This is a genomic window from Streptomyces sp. NPDC002896 (genome assembly GCF_040295225.1).
Classification (GTDB): domain Bacteria; phylum Actinomycetota; class Actinomycetes; order Streptomycetales; family Streptomycetaceae; genus Streptomyces.
In genome coordinates this window covers 1-25,558 of the sequence record NZ_JBEOVA010000051.1, presented here as the reverse complement: position 1 = coordinate 25,558, position 25,558 = coordinate 1, and the positions used below count along the sequence as shown (strand labels likewise).

23 protein-coding genes are annotated in these 25,558 nt (G+C 69.1%); 15 read left to right on the top strand and 8 right to left on the bottom strand.

All coding sequences use genetic code 11. The features are described 5' to 3' along the window. The gene (locus ABT009_RS43600) at nucleotides 1-627 is read right to left on the bottom strand and encodes a helix-turn-helix domain-containing protein (RefSeq protein WP_351307728.1); all 627 of its coding nucleotides are present in this window, start codon (nucleotides 625-627) and stop codon (nucleotides 1-3) included. A gap of 468 nt (nucleotides 628-1,095) precedes the next feature. On the opposite strand from ABT009_RS43600, the gene ABT009_RS43595 reads away from it, so the two are divergent. After that, nucleotides 1,096-1,518 carry a hypothetical protein gene (locus tag ABT009_RS43595; RefSeq protein ID WP_351307726.1) on the top strand — a complete coding sequence of 141 codons (423 nt, stop codon included), beginning with the start codon at nucleotides 1,096-1,098 and terminating at the stop codon, nucleotides 1,516-1,518. Nucleotides 1,519-1,682: 164 nt separating this feature from the next. On the opposite strand, the gene ABT009_RS43590 is transcribed toward ABT009_RS43595, so the two are convergent. Beyond that, nucleotides 1,683-1,970 carry a metal-sensitive transcriptional regulator gene (locus tag ABT009_RS43590; RefSeq protein WP_351307723.1) on the bottom strand — a complete coding sequence of 96 codons (288 nt, stop codon included), beginning with the start codon at nucleotides 1,968-1,970 and terminating at the stop codon, nucleotides 1,683-1,685. Between the two features lie 233 nt (nucleotides 1,971-2,203). Here ABT009_RS43590 and ABT009_RS43585 point away from each other — a divergent pair, with 233 nt between their 5' ends. Together ABT009_RS43585 and ABT009_RS43580 are read left to right on the top strand one after the other, a co-directional pair. Further along, nucleotides 2,204-3,163: an alpha/beta hydrolase fold domain-containing protein gene (locus ABT009_RS43585; RefSeq protein WP_351307720.1), complete on the top strand. Its 960-nt coding sequence runs from the start codon at nucleotides 2,204-2,206 to the stop codon at nucleotides 3,161-3,163. A gap of 520 nt (nucleotides 3,164-3,683) precedes the next feature. Further along, nucleotides 3,684-5,060, top strand: a complete 1,377-nt coding sequence (locus tag ABT009_RS43580; protein WP_351307717.1) for a glycoside hydrolase family 10 protein — start codon at nucleotides 3,684-3,686, stop codon at nucleotides 5,058-5,060. Between the two features lie 132 nt (nucleotides 5,061-5,192). Here ABT009_RS43580 and ABT009_RS43575 read toward each other — a convergent pair whose 3' ends face one another. After that, on the bottom strand, nucleotides 5,193-6,224 hold the full coding sequence (locus tag ABT009_RS43575; RefSeq protein ID WP_351307714.1) for a LacI family DNA-binding transcriptional regulator: 1,032 nt from the start codon (nucleotides 6,222-6,224) through the stop codon (nucleotides 5,193-5,195). A 126-nt stretch (nucleotides 6,225-6,350) separates the two neighbouring features. Here ABT009_RS43575 and ABT009_RS43570 point away from each other — a divergent pair, with 126 nt between their 5' ends. The 4 genes from ABT009_RS43570 to ABT009_RS43555 are packed head-to-tail and all read left to right on the top strand — an operon-like array spanning nucleotide 6,351 to nucleotide 11,804. After that, entirely contained in the window at nucleotides 6,351-7,661 is a 1,311-nt protein-coding gene (locus ABT009_RS43570; RefSeq protein ID WP_351307712.1) for an ABC transporter substrate-binding protein, read from the top strand. 14 nt (nucleotides 7,662-7,675) lie between these two features. After that, entirely contained in the window at nucleotides 7,676-8,608 is a 933-nt protein-coding gene (locus ABT009_RS43565) for a carbohydrate ABC transporter permease (protein ID WP_351307709.1), read from the top strand. Continuing rightward, nucleotides 8,608-9,426 (top strand): carbohydrate ABC transporter permease, encoded by an 819-nt coding sequence (locus ABT009_RS43560; RefSeq protein WP_351307706.1) that lies wholly within the window; start codon nucleotides 8,608-8,610, stop codon nucleotides 9,424-9,426. Before ABT009_RS43565 ends, ABT009_RS43560 begins: the two co-directional genes overlap by 1 nt. An 8-nt stretch (nucleotides 9,427-9,434) precedes the next feature. Further along, on the top strand, nucleotides 9,435-11,804 hold the full coding sequence (locus ABT009_RS43555; protein ID WP_502990078.1) for a beta-xylosidase/alpha-l-arabinosidase: 2,370 nt from the start codon (nucleotides 9,435-9,437) through the stop codon (nucleotides 11,802-11,804). A 341-nt stretch (nucleotides 11,805-12,145) separates the two neighbouring features. Here ABT009_RS43555 and ABT009_RS43550 read toward each other — a convergent pair whose 3' ends face one another. Next, nucleotides 12,146-13,219 (bottom strand): LacI family DNA-binding transcriptional regulator, encoded by a 1,074-nt coding sequence (locus ABT009_RS43550; RefSeq protein WP_502990077.1) that lies wholly within the window; start codon nucleotides 13,217-13,219, stop codon nucleotides 12,146-12,148. Between the two features lie 92 nt (nucleotides 13,220-13,311). On the opposite strand from ABT009_RS43550, the gene ABT009_RS43545 reads away from it, so the two are divergent. Beyond that, a complete protein-coding gene (locus ABT009_RS43545) occupies nucleotides 13,312-14,691 on the top strand; it encodes a glycoside hydrolase family 10 protein (protein WP_351307697.1) in 1,380 nt (459 codons plus the stop codon). Between the two features lie 121 nt (nucleotides 14,692-14,812). Here ABT009_RS43545 and ABT009_RS43540 read toward each other — a convergent pair whose 3' ends face one another. Beyond that, a complete protein-coding gene (locus tag ABT009_RS43540) occupies nucleotides 14,813-16,441 on the bottom strand; it encodes an FAD-dependent oxidoreductase (protein WP_351307694.1) in 1,629 nt (542 codons plus the stop codon). A 358-nt stretch (nucleotides 16,442-16,799) separates the two neighbouring features. Here ABT009_RS43540 and ABT009_RS43535 point away from each other — a divergent pair, with 358 nt between their 5' ends. The 7 genes from ABT009_RS43535 to ABT009_RS43505 all read left to right on the top strand — a co-directional run bounded on the left by ABT009_RS43535 (nucleotide 16,800) and on the right by ABT009_RS43505 (nucleotide 22,128). Then, nucleotides 16,800-17,930: a SchA/CurD-like domain-containing protein gene (locus tag ABT009_RS43535; protein ID WP_351307691.1), complete on the top strand. Its 1,131-nt coding sequence runs from the start codon at nucleotides 16,800-16,802 to the stop codon at nucleotides 17,928-17,930. 73 nt (nucleotides 17,931-18,003) lie between these two features. Then, complete coding sequence (locus tag ABT009_RS43530; protein ID WP_351307688.1) at nucleotides 18,004-18,447, top strand: cupin domain-containing protein; 444 nt, start codon at nucleotides 18,004-18,006, stop codon at nucleotides 18,445-18,447. Further along, entirely contained in the window at nucleotides 18,444-19,712 is a 1,269-nt protein-coding gene (locus tag ABT009_RS43525; RefSeq protein WP_351307685.1) for a beta-ketoacyl-[acyl-carrier-protein] synthase family protein, read from the top strand. Before ABT009_RS43530 ends, ABT009_RS43525 begins: the two co-directional genes overlap by 4 nt. After that, nucleotides 19,709-20,959: a ketosynthase chain-length factor gene (locus ABT009_RS43520; RefSeq protein ID WP_351307682.1), complete on the top strand. Its 1,251-nt coding sequence runs from the start codon at nucleotides 19,709-19,711 to the stop codon at nucleotides 20,957-20,959. The genes ABT009_RS43525 and ABT009_RS43520 overlap by 4 nt, the downstream gene beginning before the upstream one ends. Nucleotides 20,960-20,974: 15 nt before the next feature. Continuing rightward, nucleotides 20,975-21,232 carry an acyl carrier protein gene (locus tag ABT009_RS43515; RefSeq protein WP_067284952.1) on the top strand — a complete coding sequence of 86 codons (258 nt, stop codon included), beginning with the start codon at nucleotides 20,975-20,977 and terminating at the stop codon, nucleotides 21,230-21,232. 1 nt (nucleotide 21,233) lies between these two features. Continuing rightward, nucleotides 21,234-21,716, top strand: a complete 483-nt coding sequence (locus tag ABT009_RS43510) for an SRPBCC family protein (RefSeq protein ID WP_351307679.1) — start codon at nucleotides 21,234-21,236, stop codon at nucleotides 21,714-21,716. A gap of 76 nt (nucleotides 21,717-21,792) precedes the next feature. After that, nucleotides 21,793-22,128 (top strand): TcmI family type II polyketide cyclase, encoded by a 336-nt coding sequence (locus tag ABT009_RS43505; protein WP_351307676.1) that lies wholly within the window; start codon nucleotides 21,793-21,795, stop codon nucleotides 22,126-22,128. 87 nt (nucleotides 22,129-22,215) lie between these two features. Here ABT009_RS43505 and ABT009_RS43500 read toward each other — a convergent pair whose 3' ends face one another. The 3 genes from ABT009_RS43500 to ABT009_RS43490 form a co-directional block, all read right to left on the bottom strand. Then, nucleotides 22,216-23,262 (bottom strand): methyltransferase, encoded by a 1,047-nt coding sequence (locus tag ABT009_RS43500; protein WP_351307673.1) that lies wholly within the window; start codon nucleotides 23,260-23,262, stop codon nucleotides 22,216-22,218. Between the two features lie 46 nt (nucleotides 23,263-23,308). Continuing rightward, nucleotides 23,309-24,367 (bottom strand): right-handed parallel beta-helix repeat-containing protein, encoded by a 1,059-nt coding sequence (locus tag ABT009_RS43495; protein WP_351307670.1) that lies wholly within the window; start codon nucleotides 24,365-24,367, stop codon nucleotides 23,309-23,311. A 319-nt stretch (nucleotides 24,368-24,686) separates the two neighbouring features. Continuing rightward, a partial coding sequence (locus ABT009_RS43490) for a Gfo/Idh/MocA family protein (protein WP_351307667.1) occupies nucleotides 24,687-25,558 on the bottom strand: 872 nt, incomplete at its 5' end.

Below are 25,558 nucleotides of genomic sequence, written 5' to 3'. Positions count from 1 at the left end.
TCACGGGGGCTGACGTGCATCGCCGGTGGCGCTAGGGCGCGGCGGAGTCGACCCGTGCCGTTCACTGTCGTCGGGCGTCGGGAACGCGTTGAACAGTACGGTGATGTGCCGGCTGCCGGGTGACGCCTGATCGGGTTCGCGGTGCCAGCGAGTGAGAAACGCGATGTACTCCTCGGTGAACCGGGCCAGTTCCTCGGCGGTCAGCGTGGTGCCGCCCAGCGAGTGGAGGGCGGCGACGCCGAACTCACCGAAGGAGGCGGGGGTGCTCAGGAAGGCGGCCAGGTCGCGTTCGGCGCGCTCCCAGCACTGATGCCCGATTTCCTGGGCTGTGGTCTCGGCCTCGGTGTCGGCCGCGAGGTGGGGGAGCCGGACGTCTTCCGGTACGGCGCGCCAGTACTTGCGGCGACCGGTCGAGCGCGCGGTGTCCTCCTGAATGAAGCCGAACCGGGCGAGTTGGCGCAGGTGATAGCTGGTGGCACCGCGGTCCGCACCGAGCTCGGCGGCCAGGTCGGCGGAGGTGGCCGGGCCATTGCGCTGCAGCCGCGTGAGCATCTGCTGCCGGAGGGGATGGGCGAGTCCCTTGAGCGCCTTGGCGTCCGAGACTTCGCGCCGCTGAGTCTCGTGCATGACGAGAAGGTATCAATGCAAAGAAACCTTCTCAATCAGGGCGCAGCGGGAGAATCTGACGCGGATTCGCGCAGTGCGCAACAGCCCCTTTTTTGGGCGATTTCTCCAGTAGTTGACGTTTTGCCGGTTATCTGCCTAGCGTGAGGACACGAGGCGATTCGATGGGCTTGATTTCAAGGCCGCACGGGGTCTCGAAGACCGGTCGGCGCCGTGACCGCGTGCCGCGGTCCGGTCGGAGGGATGGCGTCGCGGAAGTACGGCCTGCCGCAAACGTTGGCGAGCCGCGAGGGTCCGGCGTCGAGCCACACGTCCACAGTCGTGCATCAGGTGGCGCGTTGTTGGGCGGGGTGTCGGACAGGGCCGTGAGCGTTTCCCACGCGTCGGGTCCCCCGGTTGAGGGCCGGATGCGGCTGGACCTGGATGTTCCGGGATCAGCGACAATCCATTTCCCCTGAGAGGCAAAGCATCATGAGTGCAATCCTGTCCAGGTTCGGGCGCCTGGCCGCTGCGCTGTTCGCTGCGGTCGTCCTGGCGTTCACCGGTGCCGGCGTCGCCAGCGCCGCTGACTCGGGTTCGCATCACGATTCGGGTTACTCCGACCACGACAACGGACGTGGCCACGACCGCGATCACGACAACGGGCGCGGCTACTGGAGCAACTACAACGACGATGACGACCACGGCTACGGCCGCTCGGACCACCACGGCTATGGGAATGGCCATGACGGCGGCTACGGCGGCCATAACGGTGGCGGCCATAACGGTGGCGGCCACGATGGTGGCGGTCACGGCGGTGGCGGTCACGGCGGTGGCGGTCACGGTGGTGGCGGCGGTCACGGTGGCGGCGGCGGCCACGGAGGCGGCGGCGGCCACGGAGGCGGCGGTCACTAAGGGCACCGCGACGGGTCCCGGACTCTCCTGAGCCGGGGCCCGTCACTCATGTCTCGAACCTCCGGCAGCGCGCACCGGATTCACCTGAACACGCAGCGCAGTCGCACTCTCAGGACTCGCACTGCATCCATCCCGGGGCCGCTCTCTAGGGTCCCGGGGCCGCCTCAGGCGAGCGACAGGAACAGCTTCTCCAGCCGGGCGCGCATCTGCTCGGTGCTCTCGCCGTTCTTCGCGCCGTTCTCGACGTCGGTCAGGCACTGCTGCAGGCCCGTGGCGATGATCGCGAAGCCCGCCCGGTCGAGGGCCCGCGAGGCTGCGGCGAGCTGCGTGATGACGTCCTCGCAGTCGCGTCCCTCCTCGATCATCCGGATGACACCGGAGATCTGGCCCTGAGCCCGGCGCAGCCGGTTCAGTACGGCCTTCAGCTCCCCGCCCTCGAACTGCAACTCCACAGCCACTCCCTCGCGTATACCCTCAGGGGTATCGTAGCCCGCCCTTTCGGGTCACTTCCGAAAGAACCGGAACAGATCACCGGAGGCTCAAGGATGACATCCGCCGCCCTCTGTCTGGCGGGCCGGAGGTAGAGTCCGTGGTCGTCAGCCGGTTCCGGGCCGCCCCGACCCGGCCGCTCGCGTCGCGTCCGGGGTGCCGAGCGCTCTCCCCGCGACAACGGACGGTGCCGACGATGCCTGAGCTCAAGGACATCGCCTACTGCTCCGGCTTCGCGGTCGGTCAGGGAAATCTGCTCGACGTGTATGTCCCTGAGGCGAGCCGGGTCGGCGAGGTGGAGGACGACGACGCCGCTGGACCACGCAAGGGTCCGTGGCCGCTGGTGATCTGGAGCCAGGGTTCGGGCTGGCTCGCCGACAACGGCCGGAGCACCGCCGGCCTGGTGGCCGCGCACCTCGTGCCGCGCGGCTTCGCGGTCGCGGGCGTCTCCGTCCGCTCCAGCGCGCAGGCGCGCTTCCCCGCCCAGCTGGACGACGTCACGGCGGCGATACGCCATCTGCACGCCCATGCCGAGCGGTACGGCCTCGATCCGGAGCGGTTTGCGATCATGGGGGATTCGTCCGGCGGCTGGCTCGCCGCCATGGCCGCCCTCACCGTCGGTGCGCCGGGGGTCACCGGTCATGTGCGGGCCGCCGTGTCCTTCTATCCGCCGACCGATCTGCTGCGCATGGACGAGCAGATGCCGCCGGGTGCCCTCGAGGAGTTCACCGTTTTCCCCGGCGGGCCCTACGGCCACAACGACCCGGCCTCGCCCGAGTCCCGGCTGCTCGGCGGCCCACTGCAGGAACGTCCCGAACTGGCCAAGCAGGCCAGCCCCGTCACCCACGTCCACCAGGAGGCTCCGCCCTTCCTGATCCTGCACGGCCAGGCGGACCGAATCGTGCCCTACGGTCAGGGCCGAGCGCTCTATTCGGCGCTCGCCGAGGCGGGCCGGGACGTCACGATGATCTCTCTGCCGCACGCCGGCCACGGCCCGTGGAACGACTTCCTGACCGATCCCCGCACCAAGCAGGACGCGTTCAGCGTCTCCTCCCGGGGCGGCCGGGCCACCGGGGATCGAGCTGCCGACCCGACCTGGGACACCGTCGGGGAATTCCTGCGCCGGAATCTGGACGGCCCGCGTCTGAACACCTGACACCCGCCCGTCTTACACGCCTGAATCGCACGGATCTCGAAACGTTTCGAGTGCGGGTGCACGCCTCAGAGTGGGACAGATGAGGGCGAAGGCTTCGAGTCGACGCCCGAAGTCGTCCGCCGGCATCGCGCGTGGTGCGACCCACCTTCGTATGCGAAGACATGTTTCGGTGACTCTGCGTCAAGTGTTTCGCGGAATTGCCGTAACCCTCCGCTGGGCGAGACCCGGTGACATCGAGTCTCCAGGCCGCTCCGACTCTATCGAAGCCGTGTTTGTCCTGGTCAAAGCTGCAAGCGCCCAGCACAGTCAGACGTGATTCCGGTGCGAAATATTTCTGAAACTTGGCGTTGACGTTGCAGGGGGTGGCTGCCACACTCGCCACCGTTCGTTCCACCTCTCGCCATGCGGCTCCCGTGTCATGGGTTCGCCATGCCCCCGATACGACTCCCCGCATGGCGCCACTCCGCAACGTCCGGGCGGCGTGCCCTGTCCGCCCGGAACTCGAAAAGAAGAGGTTGACATGACCATCTCAACCCATGGTCGCGAACCCGCGCGCGCGACACGACCGTCCCGGGCCCGGAGGGCGGTCGCCCTGGGCGTGGCCGGCCTCCTTGCCGCGGCCGGTGTCGTCACCCTGGCGGGCAGTGCCGGCGCCGCGAGCACGCTGGGCGCCGCGGCGGCCGAGAAGGGCCGGTACTTCGGCACCGCTGTCGCCGCGAGTCACCTGGGCGAGTCGCAGTACGTCTCCACGCTGAACACCGAGTTCAACTCGGTCACGCCCGAGAACGAGATGAAGTGGGACGCCGTGGAGCCCACGCAGAACTCGTTCACCTACACCTCGGCCGACCAGATCGTCAGCCACGCGCAGAGCAAGGGCATGAAGGTGCGGGGCCACACGCTGGTGTGGTACTCCCAGCTGCCGAGCTGGGTGAGCAACCTCGGCGCCACCGACCTGCGTTCGGCGATGAACAACCACATCACCAAGGTGATGCAGCACTACGCGGGCAAGATCCACTCCTGGGATGTGGTCAACGAGGCGTTCCAGGACGGCAGCAGCGGTGCCCGGCGCAGCTCGCCGTTCCAGGACAAGCTCGGTGACGGCTACATCGAGGAGGCGTTCCGCACCGCACGCGCCGCCGACTCCAGCGCCAAGCTCTGCTACAACGACTACAACATCGAAGGCGTCAACGCGAAGAGCACCGCCGTCTACAACATGGTCAAGGACTTCAAGGCGCGCGGTGTGCCGATCGACTGCGTCGGCCTCCAGTCGCACTTCAACAGCGCCTCGCCGGTGCCGTCCGACTTCCAGGCGAACCTGCAGCGCTTCGCGGACCTCGGCGTCGACGTGCAGATCACCGAGCTGGACATCGAAGGGTCCGGAACGTCGCAGGCCACCAGCTACAGCAACGTGGTGAAGGCCTGCCTGGCCGTCTCGCGCTGCACCGGCATCACCGTGTGGGGCATCACCGACAAGTACTCCTGGCGCAGCAGCGGCACGCCCCTGCTCTTCGACAGCAACTACACCAAGAAGGCGGCCTACACCTCCGTTCTCACCGCACTCGGCGGTTCCAGCTCCGGCGGCGGCAGCGGCGCCACCTGCACCGCCACCTACAGCAAGGCCGAGGAGTGGAGCGACCGCTTCAACGGCAAGGTGACGATCACCGCGGGCAGCTCCGCGATCACCGACTGGACCGTGACCGTCACGGTGACCTCGCCGCAGAAGGTCTCCGCGACCTGGAACGGCACCCCCACGTGGGACACCAGTGGCAACGTGATGACCATGAAGCCGAACGGCAACGGCAGCCTGGCGGCCGGAGCGTCGACGAGCTTCGGGTTCACCGTCATGACGAACGGCAACACGTCGGCACCGATCATCGGTGCGTGCACCGCTTCCTGACGCACGCCCTCCGATGAACAGCAGATGACGCGCGGCGCGGTGATCCCCGATCACCGCGCCCGCTTCGTCGTGGGCCACGTCTGCGGCCCCGCCTGCAGTTGACGGGCTCCGATCGCTGCGGACGACTGGGGATCAGGAGCGCGGGGGAGGGGCCGTGCTCTTCCTGACGACCAGGCTGGTGGCCAGTTCCAGGCGTGTGATGGTGGGTTCGCCGGCCCTGAGTCGCAGCAGCATCTGCGCCGCCTCCTCGGCCATCTTCTTCAGCGGCTGGTGGACGGTGGTCAGCGCCGGGCTGGTCCACTGGGCGAGCGGGACGTCGTCGTACCCGACGACCGACAGATCGTGCGGAATACGCAGCCCGTTGACGCGCGCCGCTTCCAGTACGCCGAGGGCCTGCAGGTCGCTGCCCGCGAAGATGGCGGTGGGCCGGTCCGGGCGCTGCAGCAGCTCCATCGCCCGGGAATAGCCGCCCTCGACGTGGAAGTCGCCGAAGCGGATGAGTTCCGGGTCGATGTCCAGTCCGGCCATGCTCATGGCGGACCGGAAGCCGTCGAGCCGGGCGAGCGAGCACATCATGTCCTCGGGCCCGGTGATGATCCCGATGCGCCGGTGTCCGTTCTCGATCAGATGACGGGTCGCGGCCAATCCGCCGGACCAGTTGGCCGAGCCGACGGAGGGCACGTCCGGTTCCGGGTCGCCGGCCGGGTCGATGATGACGAACGGTATGGCGCGGGACCGCAGTTGCTGCTTGAACTCCAGCGGCAGGGACGAGAACACGAGGATCACGCCGAGCGGGCGGCGCCGCAGCACCTTCTCGATCCAGTCGGACGTCGGCGCATGCCGGGTGCCGCTCTCGGTCAGCACCACGCTCGCGTCGTTCGCCACCGCAACGTTCTCCACACCCCGGATCAGCTCCATGGCCCAGATGCTGTCCAGCTCGTGGAAGACGATCTCGATGAGCGGGGCCTCACCCGCGGACTTCGGGGCCCGCCGGTAGCCATGGGTCTCCAGCAGCCGCTCGACCTTGACCCGGGTCGGCGGCGAGACGTCCTGGCGGCCGTTGAGGACCTTCGAAACTGTCGAAATGGAGACGCCCGCCTTTTCGGCAACCTGGGCAAGGGTGACGCGCCCCGTCTCGTCGTCATCGCGCATGGGCGGCAGCATACGACAGACCGGTAACGCTTCGGTAACCCCCCGAAAGAGGGTTGACCCACTTTGAGGGGCCGCCTACGGTCGCACCGCGCACAACATATTTCGGTGTTGGGCACGATAATTTTCGGAGGGGCTTCGATGAAGAAGCGGGCATGGCTCCCACGCGCCGTCGCCGCCAGCGCAGCACTCGCGCTCGGCTTCACGCTGTCGGCGTGTGGCGGCTCGGAGGACTCGGCCGGCGGCGGGGGCGACGGCAAGATCCACGTCCTGGTCTACGGTGACTCCGCCAACAAGGTGGAGAAGCAGATCGTCGCGGAGTTCAACAAGACCTCGAAGGTCAAGGCGGTTCTGGACACCATCCCCGGTGCGAACTACCAGCAGAAGCTGCAGACGATCATCAACACGGACCAGGCCCCCGACGTCTTCTTCAACTGGGGCGGCGGCAGCATCAAGCCGTTCGTCGACGCGGGCCTGCTTCTGCCGCTCGACGACTTCATCGCCAAGGACCCGGGCCTGAAGTCCAACTTCCTGCCGTCCGTGTTCAACGCCGCCGTGGTCGACGGCAAGTCCTACGGCGTGCCCATGCGCGGCACCCAGCCGGTCGTGCTGTTCAACAACGGGAACGTGCTCAAGGACGCGGGTGCCGAGCCGCCCAAGACCTGGGACGAGCTGCTGGACGTGGTCAAGACCCTGAAGGACAAGGGTGTGGAGACCCCCATCGCCCTCGGCGGTGGCGACAAGTGGCCGACTCTGATGTGGTTCGAGTACGTCTACGACCGCGTCGCGGGGCCTGAGCTGTTCGAGAAGGCGCTCAACGGCGACAAGGAGGCCTGGGCCAGCGCCGACAGCAAGAAGGCGCTGTCGATGCTCAAGGAGCTGGTCGACACCGGCGCGTTCGGCAAGAACTTCGACTCGGTCAAGTACACCGACCAAGGCTCCGTGACGCTGCTGGCAAAGGGCAAGGCAGCGTTCGAGCTGATGGGCTCGTGGGAGTACTCCCAGCACCAGACCGACAACCCCGAGTTCGCCAAGAACGGCCTCGGTTACACGACCTTCCCCACCATCGAGGGCGGCAAGGGTGACCAGGCCAACGTCGTCGGCAACACCAACAACTTCTACTCGGTGCTGAAGAAGACGAAGCACCCGGAGGCCGTCGCCGAGTTCCTGAAGCTGCAGTACTCCGACAAGTTCGTGAAGGCGCAGCTGGGCATCGGCAACCTGCCCACGACCACCAACACCGAGAAGTTCCTGGACACCTCCGCCAGCCCGGAGTACGCGAAGTTCCAGTACGACCTGGTCAAGAAGGCCCCGTCGTTCCAGCTGTCGTGGGACCAGGCGTACCCGCAGTCCGCGGCCGACGCGATGCACACCGCCATCCAGCAGTTCTTCAACGGGCAGCTCGACGCGGACGGGTTCATCAAGGCCATGCAGGCCCTGCCGACCTCGTGAGCCGGACTACCGAGATGACCTCCATCACCACCTTGAAAACCGTGGAAAGGCGGCGGCCCGCGGGCCGGCCCGCCGCCAAGGTGGGCCGCCCGGGCATTGCCTGGGCGGCCCCCGCCGCCGTGTTCTTCGTCCTGTTCGCCATCGTCCCGCTCGTCCTGGTCGCCCTGCTGTCCTTCACCAGCTGGAACGGACTCGGGTCGGCGCAGTTCGTTGGCATGGACAACTGGACCAAGCTGTTCGACGACCCGGTCCTGGTCAAGAGCCTCTGGCTGAGCGTGCTGATCACCGTGCTCGGCGTGCTCGTCCAGACGCCGCTCAGCATCCTTATGGGAGTCTGGGCAGCCGGCCAGCAGCGCAACCGTGCGGTCCTGTCGGCGATCTTCTTCGTCCCGCTGCTGCTGTCCGCGACGGCCGTGTCCGTCCTGTGGCGTGCTCTCCTCGACCCGAACTTCGGAGTCCCCGCACAAGCCAAGTGGCTGTTCGGAGACGGCAATCTGCTCGGCGAGCAGAGCAGCGCCATCGGAGTGCTGGTCTTCGTCGGCGCCTGGCAGTACGTGCCGTTCCACACCCTGATCTACCAGGGCGCGGCCCGGGCGATCCCGAAGGTGCTCTACCAGGCCGCGGAGATCGACGGTGCGGGCAGGTTCCGGCAGTTCTTCCACATCACCCTGCCGCAGCTGCGCAATACCATGATCACCTCGGGGATCATCATGGTGGTCGGCGGCCTCACGACCTTCGACACCATCCTGATCCTCACGCAGGGCGGCCCCGGCACCGACACCACCATCAGCGCCTACTACATGTACCAAAAGGCCTTCAAGGGCTTCGACTTCGGCTTCGGCTCGGCCATCGCCCTCGTCCTGGTGATCGTGGCGACCATCATCTCGCTCGTCATGGTGCGCCTCTCGGGCTACGACAAGATGCGCAGCACGATGGAGGGCGTGTGATGAAGCGTCGTCCCAACTACCTCGCCGGCTTCGGATCGCTGCTCTGGCTGTTCCTGGTGGCCCTGCCGCTGTACGTCCTGCTGGCTGCCACGCTGCAGAGCCGCGATGACTACTCCGAGAACGGTCCGCTGGGCTTTCCCGACGACCTCACGCTGGACAACTACACCAACGTGTTCTCCAGCGGCTTCGGGCAGTACTTCCTCAACACGCTGATCGTCACCGTGTCCGTGGTCGCCATCGTCCTGCTGCTGGTGCCGCCGCTGGCGTTCGCCATCGTCAGGAGCCGCGGCCGGATGACCACGGGGGTCTTCCGGCTCTTCCTGCTCGGCCTCGCCATCCCCGCGCAGGCCGTCATCGTGCCGATGTTCTACGTCATCAGCCAGGCCGGGCTGTACGACAACCTCATCGGCGTCATCCTGCCGACGGCGGCCTTCGCCCTGCCGATGTGCGCGCTGATCCTCACCGGGGTCATGCGTGACATCACCCCGGACCTGTACGAGGCCATGTCCATGGACGGCGCGCCGACCTGGCGGGTCTTCTTCCAGCTGGTGCTTCCGCTGTCCAAGGGCGGTCTGTCGACCATCATGGTCTTCTCCGCACTCCAGGCATGGAACGGCTTCCTCTTCCCGCTGGTGCTGACCCAGTCCGAATCCACCAAGGTCATCACCCTGGGCCTCTTCAACTTCCAGACGCAGTACGGCATGAACATCCCCGGACTGCTGGCGGCCGTGGTCGTGTCCACCCTGCCTGTCCTGCTCGTCTACCTGTTCGCCCGGCGCACCCTGGTCCAGGGGCTCATGGGCGTCGGAGGAAAGTGATCGACAACGTGTCCGTAGAGACAGAATCCGAGGCTCCCGTGTGGAGCGACCCCTCCCTCGACGCCGAGACCCGTGCCGATGCGCTCATCGCCGCGATGACCCTTCCGGAGAAGATCGCGCAGCTGTACAGCGTCTGGGTCGGAGCGTCCGACGAGGGCGGGGAAGTCGCGCCGCACCAGCACGACATGGAGGAACCGGTCGACCTCGACGCCCTGCTGCCGCACGGACTCGGTCAGCTGACCCGCCCGTTCGGCACGGCTCCGGTCGATCCCGCCCTGGGAGCGCTCTCCCTGCTGCGCAGCCAGCGCCGGATCGCCGAGGCGAACCGGTTCGGCATCCCGGCCCTGGCCCACGAGGAGTGCCTCGCGGGCTTCGCGACCTGGGGCGCCACCGCGTATCCCGTACCGGTGTCCTGGGGCGCCACCTTCAACCCGGCACTCGTCCGGCGCATGGCCGAGGCCATCGGACGTGACATGCGCTCGGTGGGTGTCCACCAGGGGCTCGCCCCCGTCCTCGACGTCGTGCGCGACGCCCGGTGGGGCCGCGTCGAGGAGACGATCGGCGAGGACCCCTACCTGGTGGGCACGGTCGCCACCGCTTATATCCAGGGCCTGGAGTCCGCCGGGATCGTCGCCACGCTCAAGCACTTCGTCGGCTACTCGGCCTCCCGGGCCGGCCGCAACCTGGCGCCGGTGGGCATGGGTGCCCGGGAGCGTGCCGACGTGATGCTCCCGCCGTTCGAGATGGCGGTACGGGAGAGCGGCGTCCGGTCGGTCATGGCCGCTTACACCGACACCGACGGGGTGCCGTCCCATGCCGACGAGCAGCTGCTGACCGGACTGCTGCGGGACACCTGGGGCTTCACGGGAACGGTGGTTGCCGACTACTTCGGTGTCGCCTTCCTCAAGACCCTGCATGGCGTGGCCGGCACCTGGGGCGAGGCAGCCGGTGCCGCCCTCGCCGCGGGCGTGGACGTGGAGCTGCCGAACGTCAAGGCCTTCGGACAGCCGCTGCTCGACGCGGTCACCGCAGGGGAGGTGCCGGAGGCGCTGGTGGACCGCGCCCTGCGGCGCGTGCTCATCCAGAAGGCGGAGCTGGGGCTCCTCGACCCCGACTGGAACCCGGTGCCCGAGGCGCTGGCCGGCGCCGACCTGACGGACACGGAGGCGCTGCGCGGATCGGTGGAGCTGGACTCGGCCGCCAACCGCGCCATCGCCCGGGAGATCGCGGAACAGGCCGTCGTCCTGCTCCGCAACGACGGCACCCTGCCCCTGGCACGCCCCGCCAGGATCGCCCTCATCGGCCCCACCGCCGACATCCCGAACTCTGTCCTGGGTTGCTACTCCTTCCCCGCGCACGTCGGCGTCCACCACCCCGAGGTGCCGGTCGGCATCGAGCTTCCGACGCTTCGCGAGACGCTTCTGGCCGAGTTCCCCGGCAGCGAGATCGTCACGGCGCCCGGCGCGAGTGTCGACGGCACGGACACCAGCGGCTTCGCCGTGGCCGCCGAGCTGGCGCGCGGCGCCGACGTCGTCGTCCTCGCGCTCGGCGACCGGGCCGGGCTGTTCGGCCGCGGCACCAGCGGCGAGGGCTGCGACACGGAGTCCCTGGTGCTGCCCGGCGTACAGCAGCAGCTGCTCGACACGCTCCTCGACACCGGCACGCCGGTGGTCGTGACGCTGCTGGCCGGACGGCCGTACGCGCTCGGTCGCGCCGTGGAGGAGTCCGCGGCCATCGTCCAGTCCTTTTTCCCCGGCGAGGAGGGCACCGCGGCCATCGCCGGTGTGCTCAGCGGACGGGTCACCCCGGCCGGCCGGCTCCCCGTCAGCATCCCGGGTCGGCCCGGAGTCCAGCCGTCCACCTACCTGGCGGCCCCGCTGGGCCAGCTCAGCGACGTGTCCAACACGGATCCCACCCCGGCCTACGGGTTCGGGCACGGCCTGACGTACACCACCTTCGAGTGGTCCGACCTCCTCGTGGAGGATGCGCAGGCCGCGACGGACGGCGCCGTGGAGCTGGCCTTCACCGTCCGCAACACCGGGGACCGCGAGGGCACCGAGGTCGTGCAGCTCTATCTGCACGACCCCGTCGCGTCGGTCGTGCAGCCGGTCCAGCGCCTGGTCGGATACGCACGGGTGCCTCTCGCCCCCGGAGAGGCGAGCCGGGTCCGCGTCACTGTGCCCGCCGATCTCGCGTCCTTCACCGGCCGCGGCGGGCGGCGCATCGTCGAGCCCGGTGAGCTGGAGCTGCGGCTCAGCGCCTCCAGCACCGAGCCGCGGCTGACGGCGACGGTGACGCTCACCGGACCGGTACGGCAGGTGGACCACACCCGCCGGCTGCACGCGACGTTCAGCGTCTCACCGCACCAGGACCGCTGAACGCGCGGGCGACCGGCCGCCGGCACACCGTCCCGCACGGCGCCGGCGGCCGGTCCCGTTGGGGTGCATCCGCAGGGCCCGGCCGTCGGCACCCGGGCGACCGCGTCGCGCGCGGTGCAGACGGTGCGGCTCGCTCGTCGGGTGAATCCGCAGGGTCCGGCCGTCGGTGCCAGGGCAACCCCGGCGCGCGCGGTCCGGGCGTCGGGCCTGTCGGCTGAATCCGCGCGGCCCGAGCCGGCGGCTGCCGGGGAACCCCGTCGCATGCGGTGCCGGCGACGGGGCCCGCTCGTAGGTGGCACGCGCGCCTCCAGGAACGCCGCTCGGCCGTGCGCCCGGCGGCGTCAGGCCCTTCTTGCGGGTGCCGCCGTGCTCGCCCGTACGACCAGTTCCGTGGCGAGCTCCACACGGGTGGAGTCCAGCTCCTCCGCGCGTGCGAGGCGTTGCAGGGTGCGCACGGCCATCTTGCCCATGTCCGCGAGGGGCTGACGGACCGTGGTGAGCGGCGGCGCGCACCAGCGGACTTCCGGAAGATCGTCGAAACCCACCACGCTGATGTCCTCGGGAACCCTGAGACCGCGTCTGCGCAGCGCCTCGATGGCGCCCAGCGCCATCGGGTCGCTGGCCGCGAACAGCGCGGTCGGCGGCTCGCGCAGGTCGAGCAGCGTGTTGCAGCCGGTGAATCCGGACGCGTGGCGGAAGTCGCCCCGAGCGATCAGACTCGCGTCCACGGGGATGCCCGCGCCCTCCAGCGCCGCGCGGTAGCCGCCGAGCCGGGCCCGCGAGCAGGGGTGCCGGAGCGGACCCGCGATCATGCCGATACGGCGGTGCCCGAGCCGGAGCAGATGGTCCGTGGCGGCCATGCCGCCCGCCCAGTTCGTGGCACCCACGCTGGGCGTTTCAAGGGCGGGCGAGCCCGCGGGGTCGATCACGACCACGGGTACGCCGAGCGTGCGCAACTCCTCGTGGAGGACCGGCTCCAGCACGGACGTCATGACCCCATCGGACGCCCGTGCCCGCAGGTTCGTCATCCACCGGCGCGCATCCGAGCGCCCGTGGATGGCGGAGACCACTGTGCCCATCCCCGCAGCGTGCGCCACCTCCTCCACGCCCCGGATGATCTCGACCGCCCAGGGGCTGCCGAGATCGCCGAAGACCAGGTCGAGCAGCGCCGCGCGGTCGCCGGACCCCGGCACGCGCCTGCGGTAGCGGTGCAGGCGCAGCAGGTCTTCGACCCGTGCCCGCGTCTGCGGCGAGACGTCGGACCGCCCGTTGACGACCCGGGACACGGTCGGCACCGAGACCCCGGCCTTCTGGGCGATCTCGGCGATCGTGACCCTGCGCCCGGCCCCCCGCGTCACTCTGCCAACGGCATCCCTTGCAGCCAATTCCCCCTCCTCCGTTGACGGTTGACTCATACGCCTCTACCGTTCCGGACGCACTCTCGAAACTTTGCAGAATCCTTCCGGAAACCGGAAGCCACGTGAAGACATAAGTGAGAGGGACATCCATGAAGCTGCAGAGCTTGCGCAGAGCCGCGGTCGGGGTCTCGGCCGTCGCCCTGTTACTGATCGGAGGCGCTCCCTCCGGTCATGCGGCGGAGGCCCCCGTACTGCGGGACCTCGCCGCCGCCAAGGGCATCTACTACGGAACCGCCGTCACCGCGTCCAAGCTCAACGGCACCTACGGGACGGTTGCGGGCGAGCAGTTCGACTCGATCACCCCCGGCAACGAGATGAAGTGGGGCTCGGTCGAGCCGACCCGCGGCAGCTACAACTGGTCCGGCGCCGACAGCGTGGTGGACTTCGCCGAGGCCAACAACCAGAAGGTCCGCGGACACACGCTGGTCTGGCACAGCCAGCTGCCCAGCTGGGTCAGCAACGGCACCTGGACGGCGGACAGCCTGCGCACGGTCATGACCGACCACATCGCCACCGAGGCCGGCCGCTACAAGGGCCGCATCGACCACTGGGACGTGGTCAACGAGCCGTTCAACGAGGACGGCACCCGCCGCCAGTCGGTCTTCCAGACCGCGATCGGCGACTCCTACATCGCCGACGCGCTGAAGGCCGCCCGCGCCGCCGACCCCGACGCCAAGTTGTACATCAACGACTACAACGTCGAGGGCGTCAACGCGAAGAGCACCGCGATGTACAACCTCGTCAAGTCGCTCAAGGAACAGGGCGTCCCGATCGACGGCGTCGGTCTGCAGGCCCACCTCATCCTCGGCCAGGTCCCCTCGACCTTGCAGGCCAACATCCAGCGCTTCGCCGACCTCGGTGTCGACGTCGCGATCACCGAGCTCGACATCCGGATGACGGTCCCGGCCACCGAGGCCCAGCTCGCCCAGCAGAAGGCCGACTACAAGGCCGTAACCAGCGCCTGCGTGGCCGTCTCGCGCTGCAAGGGCATCACCGTCTGGGGCTTCACGGACTCAGACTCCTGGATCCCGGACTTCTTCGACGGATACGGCGCCGCCACCCCGTACGACGAGAGCTACCAGCCCAAGCCCGCCTACTACGGCATCGCGGAGGCCCTCGGCTGGACCGGTGACACAACCCCGGCTCCGACCGGCAGCTGCGCGGTCACCTACACCGTGCAGAACCAGTGGAACACCGGCTTCACCGCCCAGGTGACCATCAAGAACACCGGAACGACCGCCGTGAACGGCTGGCAGCTGGCGTGGGGCTGGCCGTCAGGACAGAGCGTCACCCAGGCCTGGAACGCCACCGTGAGCCAGTCCGGCACCGCGGTCACCGCCACGAACGCGTCGTACAACGCGTCCATCCCGGCGGGCTCCACCGTGACGTTCGGATTCAACGGATCGCTGACGGGCGCCAACACCGCACCCACCGCGTTCACGCTGAACGGGACCGACTGCACCGTCTAGACACGCTTCTGTCCCGAGGCCGGCAAGCACGGCCTCGGGACAGAAGGCGCCGAAGCCGCCCGCCGCCTCCCGTGCCGACATCACCGGGAGGCGGCGTGGCCCCTGCTGCGGAAGTCCGAGCTCAGGCCAGGTCCAGCAAGGACGCCATGATCTCGTACAGCGTCGACTCCGGGTCGGCGACCGCGCCCTCCGCACGCCAGGCCACATAGCCGTCGGGGCGCACCAGCACCGCGCCATCGTCCGTCGTGCCGTGCAGAGCGGCCCAGTCAGCACCCTTCTCGGGGGCGAGATCCGCATCCGGTCCGCTGCCGATCCGGTACGACTCGAGGGGTACGGACAACCGCTCGGCGACCCGCTTCGCCGCCGTGTGCCACATGCTCCCCGCGCCGCAGACCAACACGCAGGAACGCTCGTAGAGGTCGAGCGTCGACGTGCGGACGCCGGACTTCAGCAGCCACATGTGCGGGGCCCGGCTGCCCGGCTCGCCGTTCAGCAGCATGCTGTCCGGCACCACGGGCTGCGCGGGGTCGGCGCCGATGACGGCGCCGCGGGGGTAGCGGTAGCCCAGGGCCACTTTGAGCACACCGCCCTGCTGTCCGCCGCCCGCACCGGGCGCGGGGGCGTAGCCGGGGTGGCTGTGCTCCACGGAACGGGCCGAGGCGCGGGCACTGGTCACCTGGGCGACCGGAAGGCGCTCCGTCTCGTATGTCTGCAGCAGTCCGGGTCCGGCCCAGCCGTTCAGTACCGCGGCGAGTTTCCAGGCGAGGTTGTGGGCGTCCTGGATTCCCGTGTTGGACCCGAAGGCCCCGGTGGGCGACATCTCGTGGGCGGAGTCCCCGGCCAGGAAGGCCCGGCCCGCCGCATAGGACTCGGCGACGCGCTCCGCGGCGTGCCACGGTGCCTTGCCGGTGATCTCGACGTCGATGTCCGGCGCGCCGACGGCCTTGCGGATCTGGTCGATGCACCGGTCGTCGGTGAAGTCCTCCAGGGTCTCGCCCCGCCCGGGCTGCCAGGGCGCGTGGAACACCCACTTCTCCACGTTGTCCACCGGCAGCAGCGCTCCGTCCGCCTCGGGCGTCGTGAGGTAGCAGGCGATGAACCGCCGGTCGCCCACCAGGTCCGCGAGCTGCTTGGAGTTGAAGGTGATGCTGACGTTGTGGAACAGCTCGCCGGGCCCCGACTGGCCGATGCCCAGCCGTTCCCGCACCGGGCTGCGTGGCCCGTCGGCGGCGACGAGGTACTCCGCGTACACGGTGGTGTGCTCGCCGGTGTCCCGGTTCTTCACGACCACGGTGACCCCGTCGGCGTCCTCCTCGAAGGAGAGCATCTCGGTGGAGAAGCGGATGTCGCCCCCGAGCTCACGGGCGCAACGCAGCAGCACCGGCTCCAGGTCGTTCTGACTGCACAGACACCAGCCGCTCGGGCTGAACCGGGCGAGCCCGCCACCCGGGTCCATCTCCTTGAACAGCCACTCGCCTTCCTCGGCGAGCGACGGCGTCTGCAGGATGCCGTGGTTCTCCGCGAGGATCGACGCGGCCTCCCGGATCCGCTCCTCCGCACCGGCCACCCGGAACAGCTCCATCGTGCGTACGTTGTTGCCGCGCCCACGCGGATGCATCGAAGTGGCCGAGTGCTTCTCGACCACCATGTGCTCGATGCCCAGTCGGCCCAGGAACAGCGAGGCGGACAACCCCACCAGGGAGCCGCCCACGATGAGGACCGGTACGCGGTGGTCGACTTCTTCGTTCATCAGTGCCTCCAGCTGGGGTCCCCCCACGTTCGGGGATGAAGGTTCCATGCCCTGACGGGGCTTGGGGCGACTGGTTCGTCAGCGCCATTCACCCGGCTGGTTCAGCCGCTTCGCCGCCCGGGTCCCCCGGGTGGTTCAGCCCGGTGTGTCACCCGCTTCACCGGGGCCGTCACCCACGTGGTTCACGCAACTCGCGCGCCTCCCGGGACCGACCAATGATCGGTTCCGTGCTGATCGTCGCCCTCGCTCTCGGGGGACGACCCTGGGAATCCGCGGGACACCTACCCGGATTCCAAGCGGCCTGACGTCGCATCAGGAGATGTGGCGTCCTTGCTGTCTCGAAGGAGATGTGTGCTGGATGACGATGACAATCTCGGAACGCGTGTCGCAGTCCGCGTTCGACGGCTCCAGAGTTCGGGTCGTCCTGCTGCTGGACCTCTACGAAGGGGCCCAGAAGGAGTTCCTGGAGGCATACGAGCGACTGCGCAACCATGTGGCCTCGGTGCCCGGGCACATCAGCGACCAGTTGTGCCAGTCCATCGAGAACCCCTCGCAATGGCTCATCACCAGCGAGTGGGAGAGCGCCCTGCCCTTCCTGGCCTGGGTGAACAGCGAAGAGCACGTGGAGACGGTCCAGCCCATGCACAGCTGCGTCCGTGACACGCGCTCGATGCGCTTCAGCATTCTGCGGGAGACCGGCAACGTCGCCGGGCCCCTGCCCGAGTCGGCCAAGGGCCATCTGCAGGTCTCGCCACGGCTGGGCGACGGTGTGGTGCGCCACGCCCTCACCTTCACCGTGAAGCCGGGCAGCGAGCCGGTAGTCCGCGAGATCATGTCCGGATACACCGCGCCGAACCCGCGGGTCGACGACACCACCAAGCTGCGCCGCACCTCGGTCTACATGCACGGGAACCGGCTGGTCCGGGCCATCGAGGTGGAGGGCGACCTCATGACCGCCCTGCGCTACGTGGCGAAGCAGCCCGAGGTCACGGCGATCGAGGAGGCCATCAACCCCTACCTCGAGCAGGACCGGGACCTCAGCAACCCCGGATCCGCGCGGCTCTTCTTCACACGTGCCGCGCTGCCGTCGGTACACCATGTGTCGATCAGCGGTCCGGAGCCCGAGGACATTCAGCGGCACGCGCTGCTGTATCCCGCCAAGGAGGGGTGCGGTCTGCCCCTTGCCCAGTTGCTCGCCCGCCAGGACGAGGCGGCCGCGGACGACCCCACCAGTCCCATCCACAGCAGCACCGTCTTCCAGCGCGACGACATCGTCGTCCGGCTGGTCGATGTGCGGGGCTCCATCGAGGCCGACCCCGCCGCGGCGCTCGGTCTGAAGGGCGAACGCAAGGCAGCCGTCCTGGGGCGTCTGCTCGACGGCGATGCCCTCGGCGTGGACGGCGCGTCGGCGGACGAACAGGACGTCCTGCGCTTCCTCGAACGCTCCGACATGCAACTGATCACCGACCGCCGCGCATCGGACTCCTGACCCGGACCCGTCCGGCCGTGTCACGGCCGGACGCGCGGACGCCGTCGGTACCCGTCATCTGGAGGAAGCAAATATGACCATGCACCGCCCACGCATCGTGGACCTCAGCGAGACTCAGCCCAATACCAAGCGCGGAGGTGATCTGCGCGCCATGCTCACGCCCATGGCGGTGGGCGCCAAGAGCGGTTTCATGGGCCTGGCCATCGTCCAGCCCGGCGACCGCATCGGTGAGCACTACCACCCGTACTCGGAGGAATTCGTGTACGTCGTGAGCGGTGCGCTCGAAGTGGACCTCGATGGTGAGACGCACCCGATCCGGCCCGATCAGGCCCTGCTCATTCCCCCTTATATGCGGCACCGGTTCCGCAACGTGGGGGACGAGGAGGCCCGCCTCGTGTTCCACCTGGGACCGCTGGCACCGCGCCCCGCGCTCGGGCATGTCGACACCGAGGAGACCGACGCCACGGAAGGAGCCGGACAGGCCAAGACGCCTCAGCGCACCGAGGCCCTGTCATGACCAGGCGCGTGGCGGTCACCGGTGTCGGCATCGTTGCCCCGGGCGGCGTCGGCGTACCGGCGTTCTGGGATCTCCTCGCCAACGGACGTACCGCGACGCGGGGCATCACGCTCTTCAACCCGGAGGGGCTCCGCTCGCGCATCGCGGCCGAGTGCGACTTCGACCCGGCGGCACACGGAATCGACGCGGAGACGGCGCAGCGTGCCGACCGCTACGTCCAGTTCGCCATGGTCGCCGCCCGCGAGGCGGTCCGGGACGCGGGTCTCGCCCCCGAGCAGGAGAACCCCTGGCGCATGGGCGTGTCCCTGGGCACCGCGGTCGGTGGCACCACGCGCCTCGAACACGACTATGTCGCGGTGAGCGAGAGGGGCCGGCGGTGGGATGTGGACCACCACGCGGCCGGCCCTCATCTGCACCGGGCGTTCTCGCCCAGCGCGCTCGCCTCCGAGGTGGCCGAAACGTTCGGCGCCCACGGCCCCGTGCAGACGGTCTCCACGGGCTGCACCTCCGGACTCGACGCGATCGGCTACGCCTTTCACGCCATCGAGGACGGCCGGATGGACGTCGCCATCGCCGGCGCCTCCGACTCCCCGATCTCGCCCATCACGATGGCGTGCTTCGACGCGATCAAGGCGACGTCCCCGAACAACGACGACCCGGAGCACGCGTCCCGGCCGTTCGACGCCAACCGCGACGGGTTCGTCATGGGCGAGGGCGGAGCCGTGCTGGTGCTGGAGGAGCTGGAACACGCCCGCGCCCGCGGCGCGCACGTGTACTGCGAGATCGGCGGCTACGCCACCTACGGCAACGCCTACCACATGACCGGTCTCACCCGGGAGGGCCTGGAGATGGCCCACGCCATCGACGACGCGCTCGCCCACGCCCGCATCGACGGCTCAGGGATCGACTACGTCAACGCGCACGGCTCGGGCACCCAGCAGAACGACCGGCACGAGACCGCCGCCGTGAAGCGCTCCCTGGGCGCGCACGCCTACGAGGTGCCGATGAGCTCGATCAAGTCCATGGTGGGCCACTCGCTGGGCGCCATCGGGGCCATCGAGGTCGTGGCGTGCGTGCTCGCCCTCGTCAACCAGGTGGTGCCGCCGACGGCGAACTACGAGACCCCCGACCCCGAGTGCGACCTCGACTACGTGCCGCGCACCGCACGCTCGCTGAAGCTCCGCAACGTGCTGTCCGTCGGCAGCGGGTTCGGCGGCTTCCAGTCCGCAGTGGTGCTGACCCGACCCGAAGGGGGGACACGATGAGCTCCAAGCCCGGACGGCAGTCGGTCATCACAGGCATCGGCGTCGTCGCACCCAATGGAACGACCACCGAGGCCTTCTGGAAGGCCACTCAGGCCGGCACGAGTGTCCTGGACAGGGTGACCCGCGAGGGGTGCGAGCACCTGCCGCTCCGGATCGCCGGGGAGGTCCGCGGATTCGAGCCGGCGGATCTGATCGAGGAGACCTACCTCGTACAGACCGACCGCTTCAGCCACTTCGCGATGGCCGCGGCGGACATGGCCCGGGAGGACGCCAGGCTCGGCCGTGCCGACACCGTCGACGACCCGTTCGCGGTGGGGGTGGTCACCGCGGCCGGTTCCGGTGGCGGTGAGTTCGGCCAGCGCGAACTACAGAAGCTGTGGGGACAGGGCTCCCGCTTTGTGGGGCCGTACCAGTCCATCGCGTGGTTCTACGCCGCCAGCACCGGACAGATCTCCATCCGGGGCGGCTTCAAGGGCCCGTGTGGAGTAGTCGCCAGCGACGAGGCCGGCGGTCTCGACGCGCTGGCACACGCCACCGGAGCCATCCGGCGCGGCACCGACGCAGTCGTCGTCGGCGCCGCGGAGGCTCCGCTGGCCCCCTATTCGGTCGTCTGCCAACTCGGCTACGAAGAGCTGAGCCCGAGCGACGACCCCGCGCGCGCATACCGTCCCTTCACCACCGGCGCCAGCGGGTTCGTGCCCGCCGAGGGCGGCGCCATGCTCGTGGTGGAGGAAGCGACGGCAGCCCGGGACAGGGACGTCCGGGCGCGCGCGGTCATCGCCGGTCACGCCGCGACCTTCACCGGGGCATCGCGCTGGGAGCAGACCCGCGAGGGACTGGCCCAGGCGATCCGCGGTGCGCTCCAGGAGGCACAGTGCGCCCCCGAGGAGATCGATGTGGTGTTCGCGGACGCGCTCGGCGTACCGGAGGCGGATCGCGCGGAGGCACTGGCGATCGCCGACGCACTGGGCGCGGGCGCCACTCGCGTGCCGGTGACGGCGCCCAAGACCGGAATCGGCCGTGCTTACTGCGGTGCGCCCGTGCTGGACACGGCGACCGCCGTTCTCGCCATGGAGCACGGCCTCGTCCCGCCCACCCCGAACGTGTTCGAGATCTGCCATGACCTCGATCTGGTGACCTCCCGTGCCCGGCCCGCCGAGCTGCGCACGGCACTGGTCCTCAGCCGGGGCCTCATGGGCTCGAACGCGGCGCTCGTGCTCCGGCACGGGACCGACGCCCTCTCGTGAGAAGGAGAAATCCTCATGAACAGCGAACTGACCGTCCAGGAGCTCACGGCTCTGATGAAGAAGGCCGCCGGCGTCACCGTCGACGCCAAGGACATGGAGCGCCGGCTCGACACCGGCTTCTCCGAGATCGGCCTTGACTCGCTCGGTCTGCTCGGCATCGTAGGCGAGCTGGAGAACAGCCACGGCCGCGCGCTGCCCACCGACGCGGAGCGGTGCAAGACCCCGAGGGAGTTCCTCAACCTCGTCAACAGCAGCCTGATGGCAGGAGCCTGACGTGTCAGGGCACACCGAGAACGAGATCATCATCGCCGCGCCCCTGGACCTCGTCTGGGACATGACCAACGACATCGGGAACTGGCCGCAGCTCTTCAGCGAGTACGCGTCCGTCGATGTCCTGGAGCGGGAAGGCGACAAGACGACCTTCCGGCTGACCATGCACCCCGACGAGAACGGCAAGGTCTGGAGCTGGGTCTCCGAACGGGTCGCTGACCGCAGCGCGCTCAAAGTCCGGGCCCGCCGGGTCGAGACTGGCCCCTTCGAGTACATGAACATCGAGTGGGTGTACTCGGAGACCCCCGACGGAGTTCGGATGCACTGGACTCAGGACTTCGCGATGAAGCCCGAGGCCCCGGTGGACGACGCCTGGATGACCGACAACATCAACCGCAACTCGGTCGTCCAGATGCAGCTCATCCGGGACAAGGTCGAGCAGCGCGCGACCCAGGCGCGTCCGACCGCCTCCGTCACCACCGACTGACCGCCTAGTCGCCAGTCGCCCTGCGGACCGCCTTCCGGGCGGTCCGCGCGGCTTGGCGCCGACGAAAGGAACCCCCTTGACCCACCAAGCCCTGATCGTGGCCCGGATGGCACCGGGCTCGGCCACGGACATCGCCAAGGTGTTCGCGGACTCCGACAGCGGCGAGCTGCCGCACCTCGTCGGGGTCACGCGTCGCACCCTCTGGCAGTTCGGTGACGTGTATATGCACATGGTGGAGGCGGACCGGCCGCCCGGCCCGGCGATCGCCAAGGTGGCGGGCCACCCCGCCTTCCGGGACATCAGCGACAGGCTCTCCGCCTATGTGAGCGCGTACGACCCGGAGACGTGGCGCAGCCCCAAGGACGCCATGGCCCAGCAGTTCTACCTCTGGGAACGGGACGGCTCGGCCTGACCGGCCGAGCTGGGGAGAAGAAACGCCGTCGCCGGCTCCGCAGGAACTCCGCGGAGCCGGCGACGGCGTTTTCCGGTGCGGCGCCGGTCAGCTGGGCACGGTGCATTCGAAGGCGTGCAGATACGGGTTGACGGGCTGGATCTCACCCACCGTCAGACCGGCCTCCTTCATGCGGGTGACCAGGCTTTCCTTGGTGTGCTTGGCTCCGCCGACGTTGAGGAGCAGCAGCAGGTCCATGGACGTGGTGAACTTCATCGACGGGGTGTCGTCGACGATGTTCTCGATGATCACCACCCTGGCTCCGGGCCGGGCCGCCGCCATGACGTTCCGCAGGGTCCTGCGGGTGCTGTCGTCGTCCCACTCGAGGATGTTCTTGATGATGTAGAGATCGGCCTCGACCGGGATGTCCTCCCGGCAGTCGCCGCCGACGATGTCCGCCCGGTCCGCGAGCGCACCGCCCTCGCGCAGCCGCTGATCCGCCTTCTCCACCACGCGCGGCAGATCGAGCAGGGTGCCCCGCATGTGCGGGTACTTCTCAAGGAGTCCGGCGACGACGTGGCCCTGGCCGCCGCCGATGTCGGCGACCGTCGACACCCCTGTCATGTCGAGCAGTTCCACGAGGTCCCGCGCGGACTGCATGCTGGATGTGGTCATGGCCCGGTTGAACACATGGGCCGATTCGTGCGCGTCCTCGTGCAGGTAGTCGAAGAACCCCTTGCCGAACAGGTCGTGGAAGACGCTGCCGCCCGACTTCACCGCCTCGTCGAGCCGCGGCCAGGCGGCCCAGGTCCAGGGTTCCGTGCACCACAGGGAGATGAAGCGCAGGCTGTTCGGGTCGTCGTCGCGCAGCAGCCGCGACATGGGGGTGTGGACGAACCTGCCGTCCTCGGTCTCGGCGAAGATGCCGTAGCAGGACACCGCCCGCAGCAGCCGCCTGAGCGGCCGCGCTTCGACGCCGAGCGCGGCCGCGAGTTCCTCGGCGCCGGCGGGCTCTTCCCCCAGCGCGTCGGCGACGCCCAGCTTGGCGGTCGCGCGTACGGCCGCCGCGCACGCCGCCCCGAAGACGAGTTCCCTCAACTGCATGGCCGGCTGGGGGGCCGTGGCGGGCTGGGGGCGGAGAGTTACCGTGGTCATTTAGCGCCTCGATTCGCTTGGTGTAGCGGGAGCACCGGCCGGCCGGTCAGCACATGCCCGCGGGTTCGGAGACCTTGCACATGTTGTCGCTGAAGCGGTTGCCGGGTCCGGTGTCCCGGTTCGCAAGGTCGGCCGTCGTGTTGTCGAGCACCAGGTTGTCGCGGATGACATTGCGCTGGTTGACCGCGCCCACGAAGCTCTTGTAGAGCACGACTCCGCCGGAGAACGTGGACTTGCCCTCGTTGCCGCGGATGACGTTGCCCTCCACGAGCGTGTCCTCGACACCGGTGAGTACGATCCCCGATCCCTGGATGTACGGCAGGCGAGCCGTCTTCGCGCAGTACTTGTTGTTCGAGTAGATCGTGTTGCGCCGGATGTCCATGTCCCCGGCCTGCGGACGCCCTTCGTCGCCGACGACGAACACCCCGTTGCAGTTGCCGGTGACGCTGTTGTTCGCCACGGTGAGGTTCCTCAGGCGCCTGACCGTGACTCCGATGCGGTTGCGCTGCAGCAGGTTGTACCTGACCACGGTCCCCTGGGTGTCCGTGGCACCCGCCTCGGTGTCGACCGTGTTGGAGAGGAACAGGCCCGACTCGGCGTTGTCCCGGGCGGTGTTGCCCCAGAACAGACTCCGCGTCGACCTCTCCTCGGCGATGCCCCACTGGCCGTTCTTCTCGGCGATCACGCCCTGGACGGTCAGCCGGTCGGTCCGCGAGGCCCACAGGGCGTTCTTCTTGAAGCCGGACAGCCTGAGGGAGCGGATGGCGGTGCCCTGGACGGGCTGGGCATCCGTGCCCAGCACACACATGCCGTTGCCGGCCGTTGCACAGCGGTTGCCCGCTCCGCTGGTCGGGGGCACGATCACGGTCCGGCTCCCCGCCCCACGGAGCGTCAGCCCGGACTTGGTGATCAGGACGCTTTCACGGTAGGTGCCGGGTGCGATGACAATGGTGTCCCCCGGCCGGGCGGCATCGACCGCCTTCTGGATCGATTGTCCCGGGAGCACCACGTGGCGCGCCGCTGCGGCGGTCGGTGGGGCTGCACTGAGCCCCGACACCGCGACTGCTGCGACGCATCCGAGGTACTTGATCTTTCGAGTCGTCATGAGGCGAAGCTAGGTTCGTTCAACCCCGTTCGCCACACAGGGTCACCCGTTGACGGCACTCCGTGAGCAAATGGCGGAACGGCTTCCGTATCGCCCCGGCTGTTCGGGTGTCAGGGCTCCTTGCCGAAGCCTGCTAGCTGTCGCGGCTTTGACGGGTCGTCGGCGCGGCCGGTCGGCGGGTCGCCACCGTTGTGGGCAGACGTTCCGCAGGGCGATGGGGGCACCTCCCATGCCCTTGAGGCAATGGGGGAGGGTGGGCACAACCCACGACGGCGGTGCCCTGGAACCTGACCCGAACCCCGGCGGGGTGGCGCAGACGTCAGCCGTAGAGCGCCGGGCGCTCCTCGAGTTGAACCTCCACCCGTACGCCCTCGGTCTGGGCGCGTACCCCGGCCTCGCACACTGCAGCCGCCGCGTACCCGTCCCACGTACTGGGGCCGGTCACCTCGCCGCGGCGGGTGGCGTCCAGCCAGGCCTGCACCTCGCGGTCGTATGCGTCCTCGAAGCGTTCCGTGAAGTCCTGGGCGATGGTGCCGCCCCAGCGGCCCGCCATGTTCGTGACCATGGCATGGCCATCGCCGATCCTGGCCGTGCCGCGCTCGCAGACCGCCTCGGCCTGTACCTGGTAGCCGAATCCGCAGTTGACGAAGATCTCGACGTCGACGAGGGCGCCGCCGTCGGTCTCGAAGACGACGAACTGCGGGTCGTCCAGTCCCTCCGGGGCGTTCTCCGAGGGGGTCGGGCGCAGCACGGTGACGGCGGTGATCTCCTGGCCGAGCAGCCACCGGGTCACGTCCACCTCGTGCACCACCGAGTCGTTGATGAGATTCGCACTGGTGAACCCGGCCGGCGCCGCGGCGTTGCGGTGCCGGTTGTGCAGCATCAGCGGCCGGCCCAGATAACCGTTGCCCAGCAGCGATTTGAGCTTGACGTACTCGGTGTCGTACCGCCGCATGAAGCCGACCTGGATACGGCGGTGGCCCAGCCCCACCTCCGCGTCCATGACCCGCAGCGCGGAGGCCGCGTCGGGTGTGAGCGGCTTCTCGCACAGTACGGGAAGGTCGTACTCGAGGGCCTTGAGCAGGGCCGCTTCGTGGGCGGGCCCCGGCGAGGCGATGAGTACGGCGTCGACGCCGTGCGCCCCCCAGGGGGGGGGCGGGGGGGGGTTAGCGGGGGAGGCCACCCAGGGCG

What these genes read in the sequence shown, in the direction of transcription:
- ABT009_RS43495 (WP_351307670.1), bottom strand. Translation starts at nt 24,367, where the DNA reads ATGACGACTCGAAAGATCAAGTACCTCGGATGCGTCGCAGCAGTCGCG.
- ABT009_RS43530 (WP_351307688.1), top strand. Translation starts at nt 18,004, where the DNA reads ATGACCATGCACCGCCCACGCATCGTGGACCTCAGCGAGACTCAGCCC.
- ABT009_RS43585 (WP_351307720.1), top strand. Translation starts at nt 2,204, where the DNA reads ATGCCTGAGCTCAAGGACATCGCCTACTGCTCCGGCTTCGCGGTCGGT.
- ABT009_RS43545 (WP_351307697.1), top strand. Translation starts at nt 13,312, where the DNA reads ATGAAGCTGCAGAGCTTGCGCAGAGCCGCGGTCGGGGTCTCGGCCGTC.
- ABT009_RS43560 (WP_351307706.1), top strand. Translation starts at nt 8,608, where the DNA reads ATGAAGCGTCGTCCCAACTACCTCGCCGGCTTCGGATCGCTGCTCTGG.
- ABT009_RS43595 (WP_351307726.1), top strand. Translation starts at nt 1,096, where the DNA reads ATGAGTGCAATCCTGTCCAGGTTCGGGCGCCTGGCCGCTGCGCTGTTC.
- ABT009_RS43550 (WP_502990077.1), bottom strand. Translation starts at nt 13,219, where the DNA reads ATGAGTCAACCGTCAACGGAGGAGGGGGAATTGGCTGCAAGGGATGCC.
- ABT009_RS43570 (WP_351307712.1), top strand. Translation starts at nt 6,351, where the DNA reads ATGAAGAAGCGGGCATGGCTCCCACGCGCCGTCGCCGCCAGCGCAGCA.
- ABT009_RS43535 (WP_351307691.1), top strand. Translation starts at nt 16,800, where the DNA reads ATGACGATGACAATCTCGGAACGCGTGTCGCAGTCCGCGTTCGACGGC.
- ABT009_RS43520 (WP_351307682.1), top strand. Translation starts at nt 19,709, where the DNA reads ATGAGCTCCAAGCCCGGACGGCAGTCGGTCATCACAGGCATCGGCGTC.
- ABT009_RS43580 (WP_351307717.1), top strand. Translation starts at nt 3,684, where the DNA reads ATGACCATCTCAACCCATGGTCGCGAACCCGCGCGCGCGACACGACCG.
- ABT009_RS43540 (WP_351307694.1), bottom strand. Translation starts at nt 16,441, where the DNA reads ATGAACGAAGAAGTCGACCACCGCGTACCGGTCCTCATCGTGGGCGGC.
- ABT009_RS43565 (WP_351307709.1), top strand. Translation starts at nt 7,676, where the DNA reads ATGACCTCCATCACCACCTTGAAAACCGTGGAAAGGCGGCGGCCCGCG.
- ABT009_RS43500 (WP_351307673.1), bottom strand. Translation starts at nt 23,262, where the DNA reads ATGACCACGGTAACTCTCCGCCCCCAGCCCGCCACGGCCCCCCAGCCG.
- ABT009_RS43575 (WP_351307714.1), bottom strand. Translation starts at nt 6,224, where the DNA reads ATGCTGCCGCCCATGCGCGATGACGACGAGACGGGGCGCGTCACCCTT.
- ABT009_RS43600 (WP_351307728.1), bottom strand. Translation starts at nt 627, where the DNA reads ATGCACGAGACTCAGCGGCGCGAAGTCTCGGACGCCAAGGCGCTCAAG.
- ABT009_RS43525 (WP_351307685.1), top strand. Translation starts at nt 18,444, where the DNA reads ATGACCAGGCGCGTGGCGGTCACCGGTGTCGGCATCGTTGCCCCGGGC.
- ABT009_RS43515 (WP_067284952.1), top strand. Translation starts at nt 20,975, where the DNA reads ATGAACAGCGAACTGACCGTCCAGGAGCTCACGGCTCTGATGAAGAAG.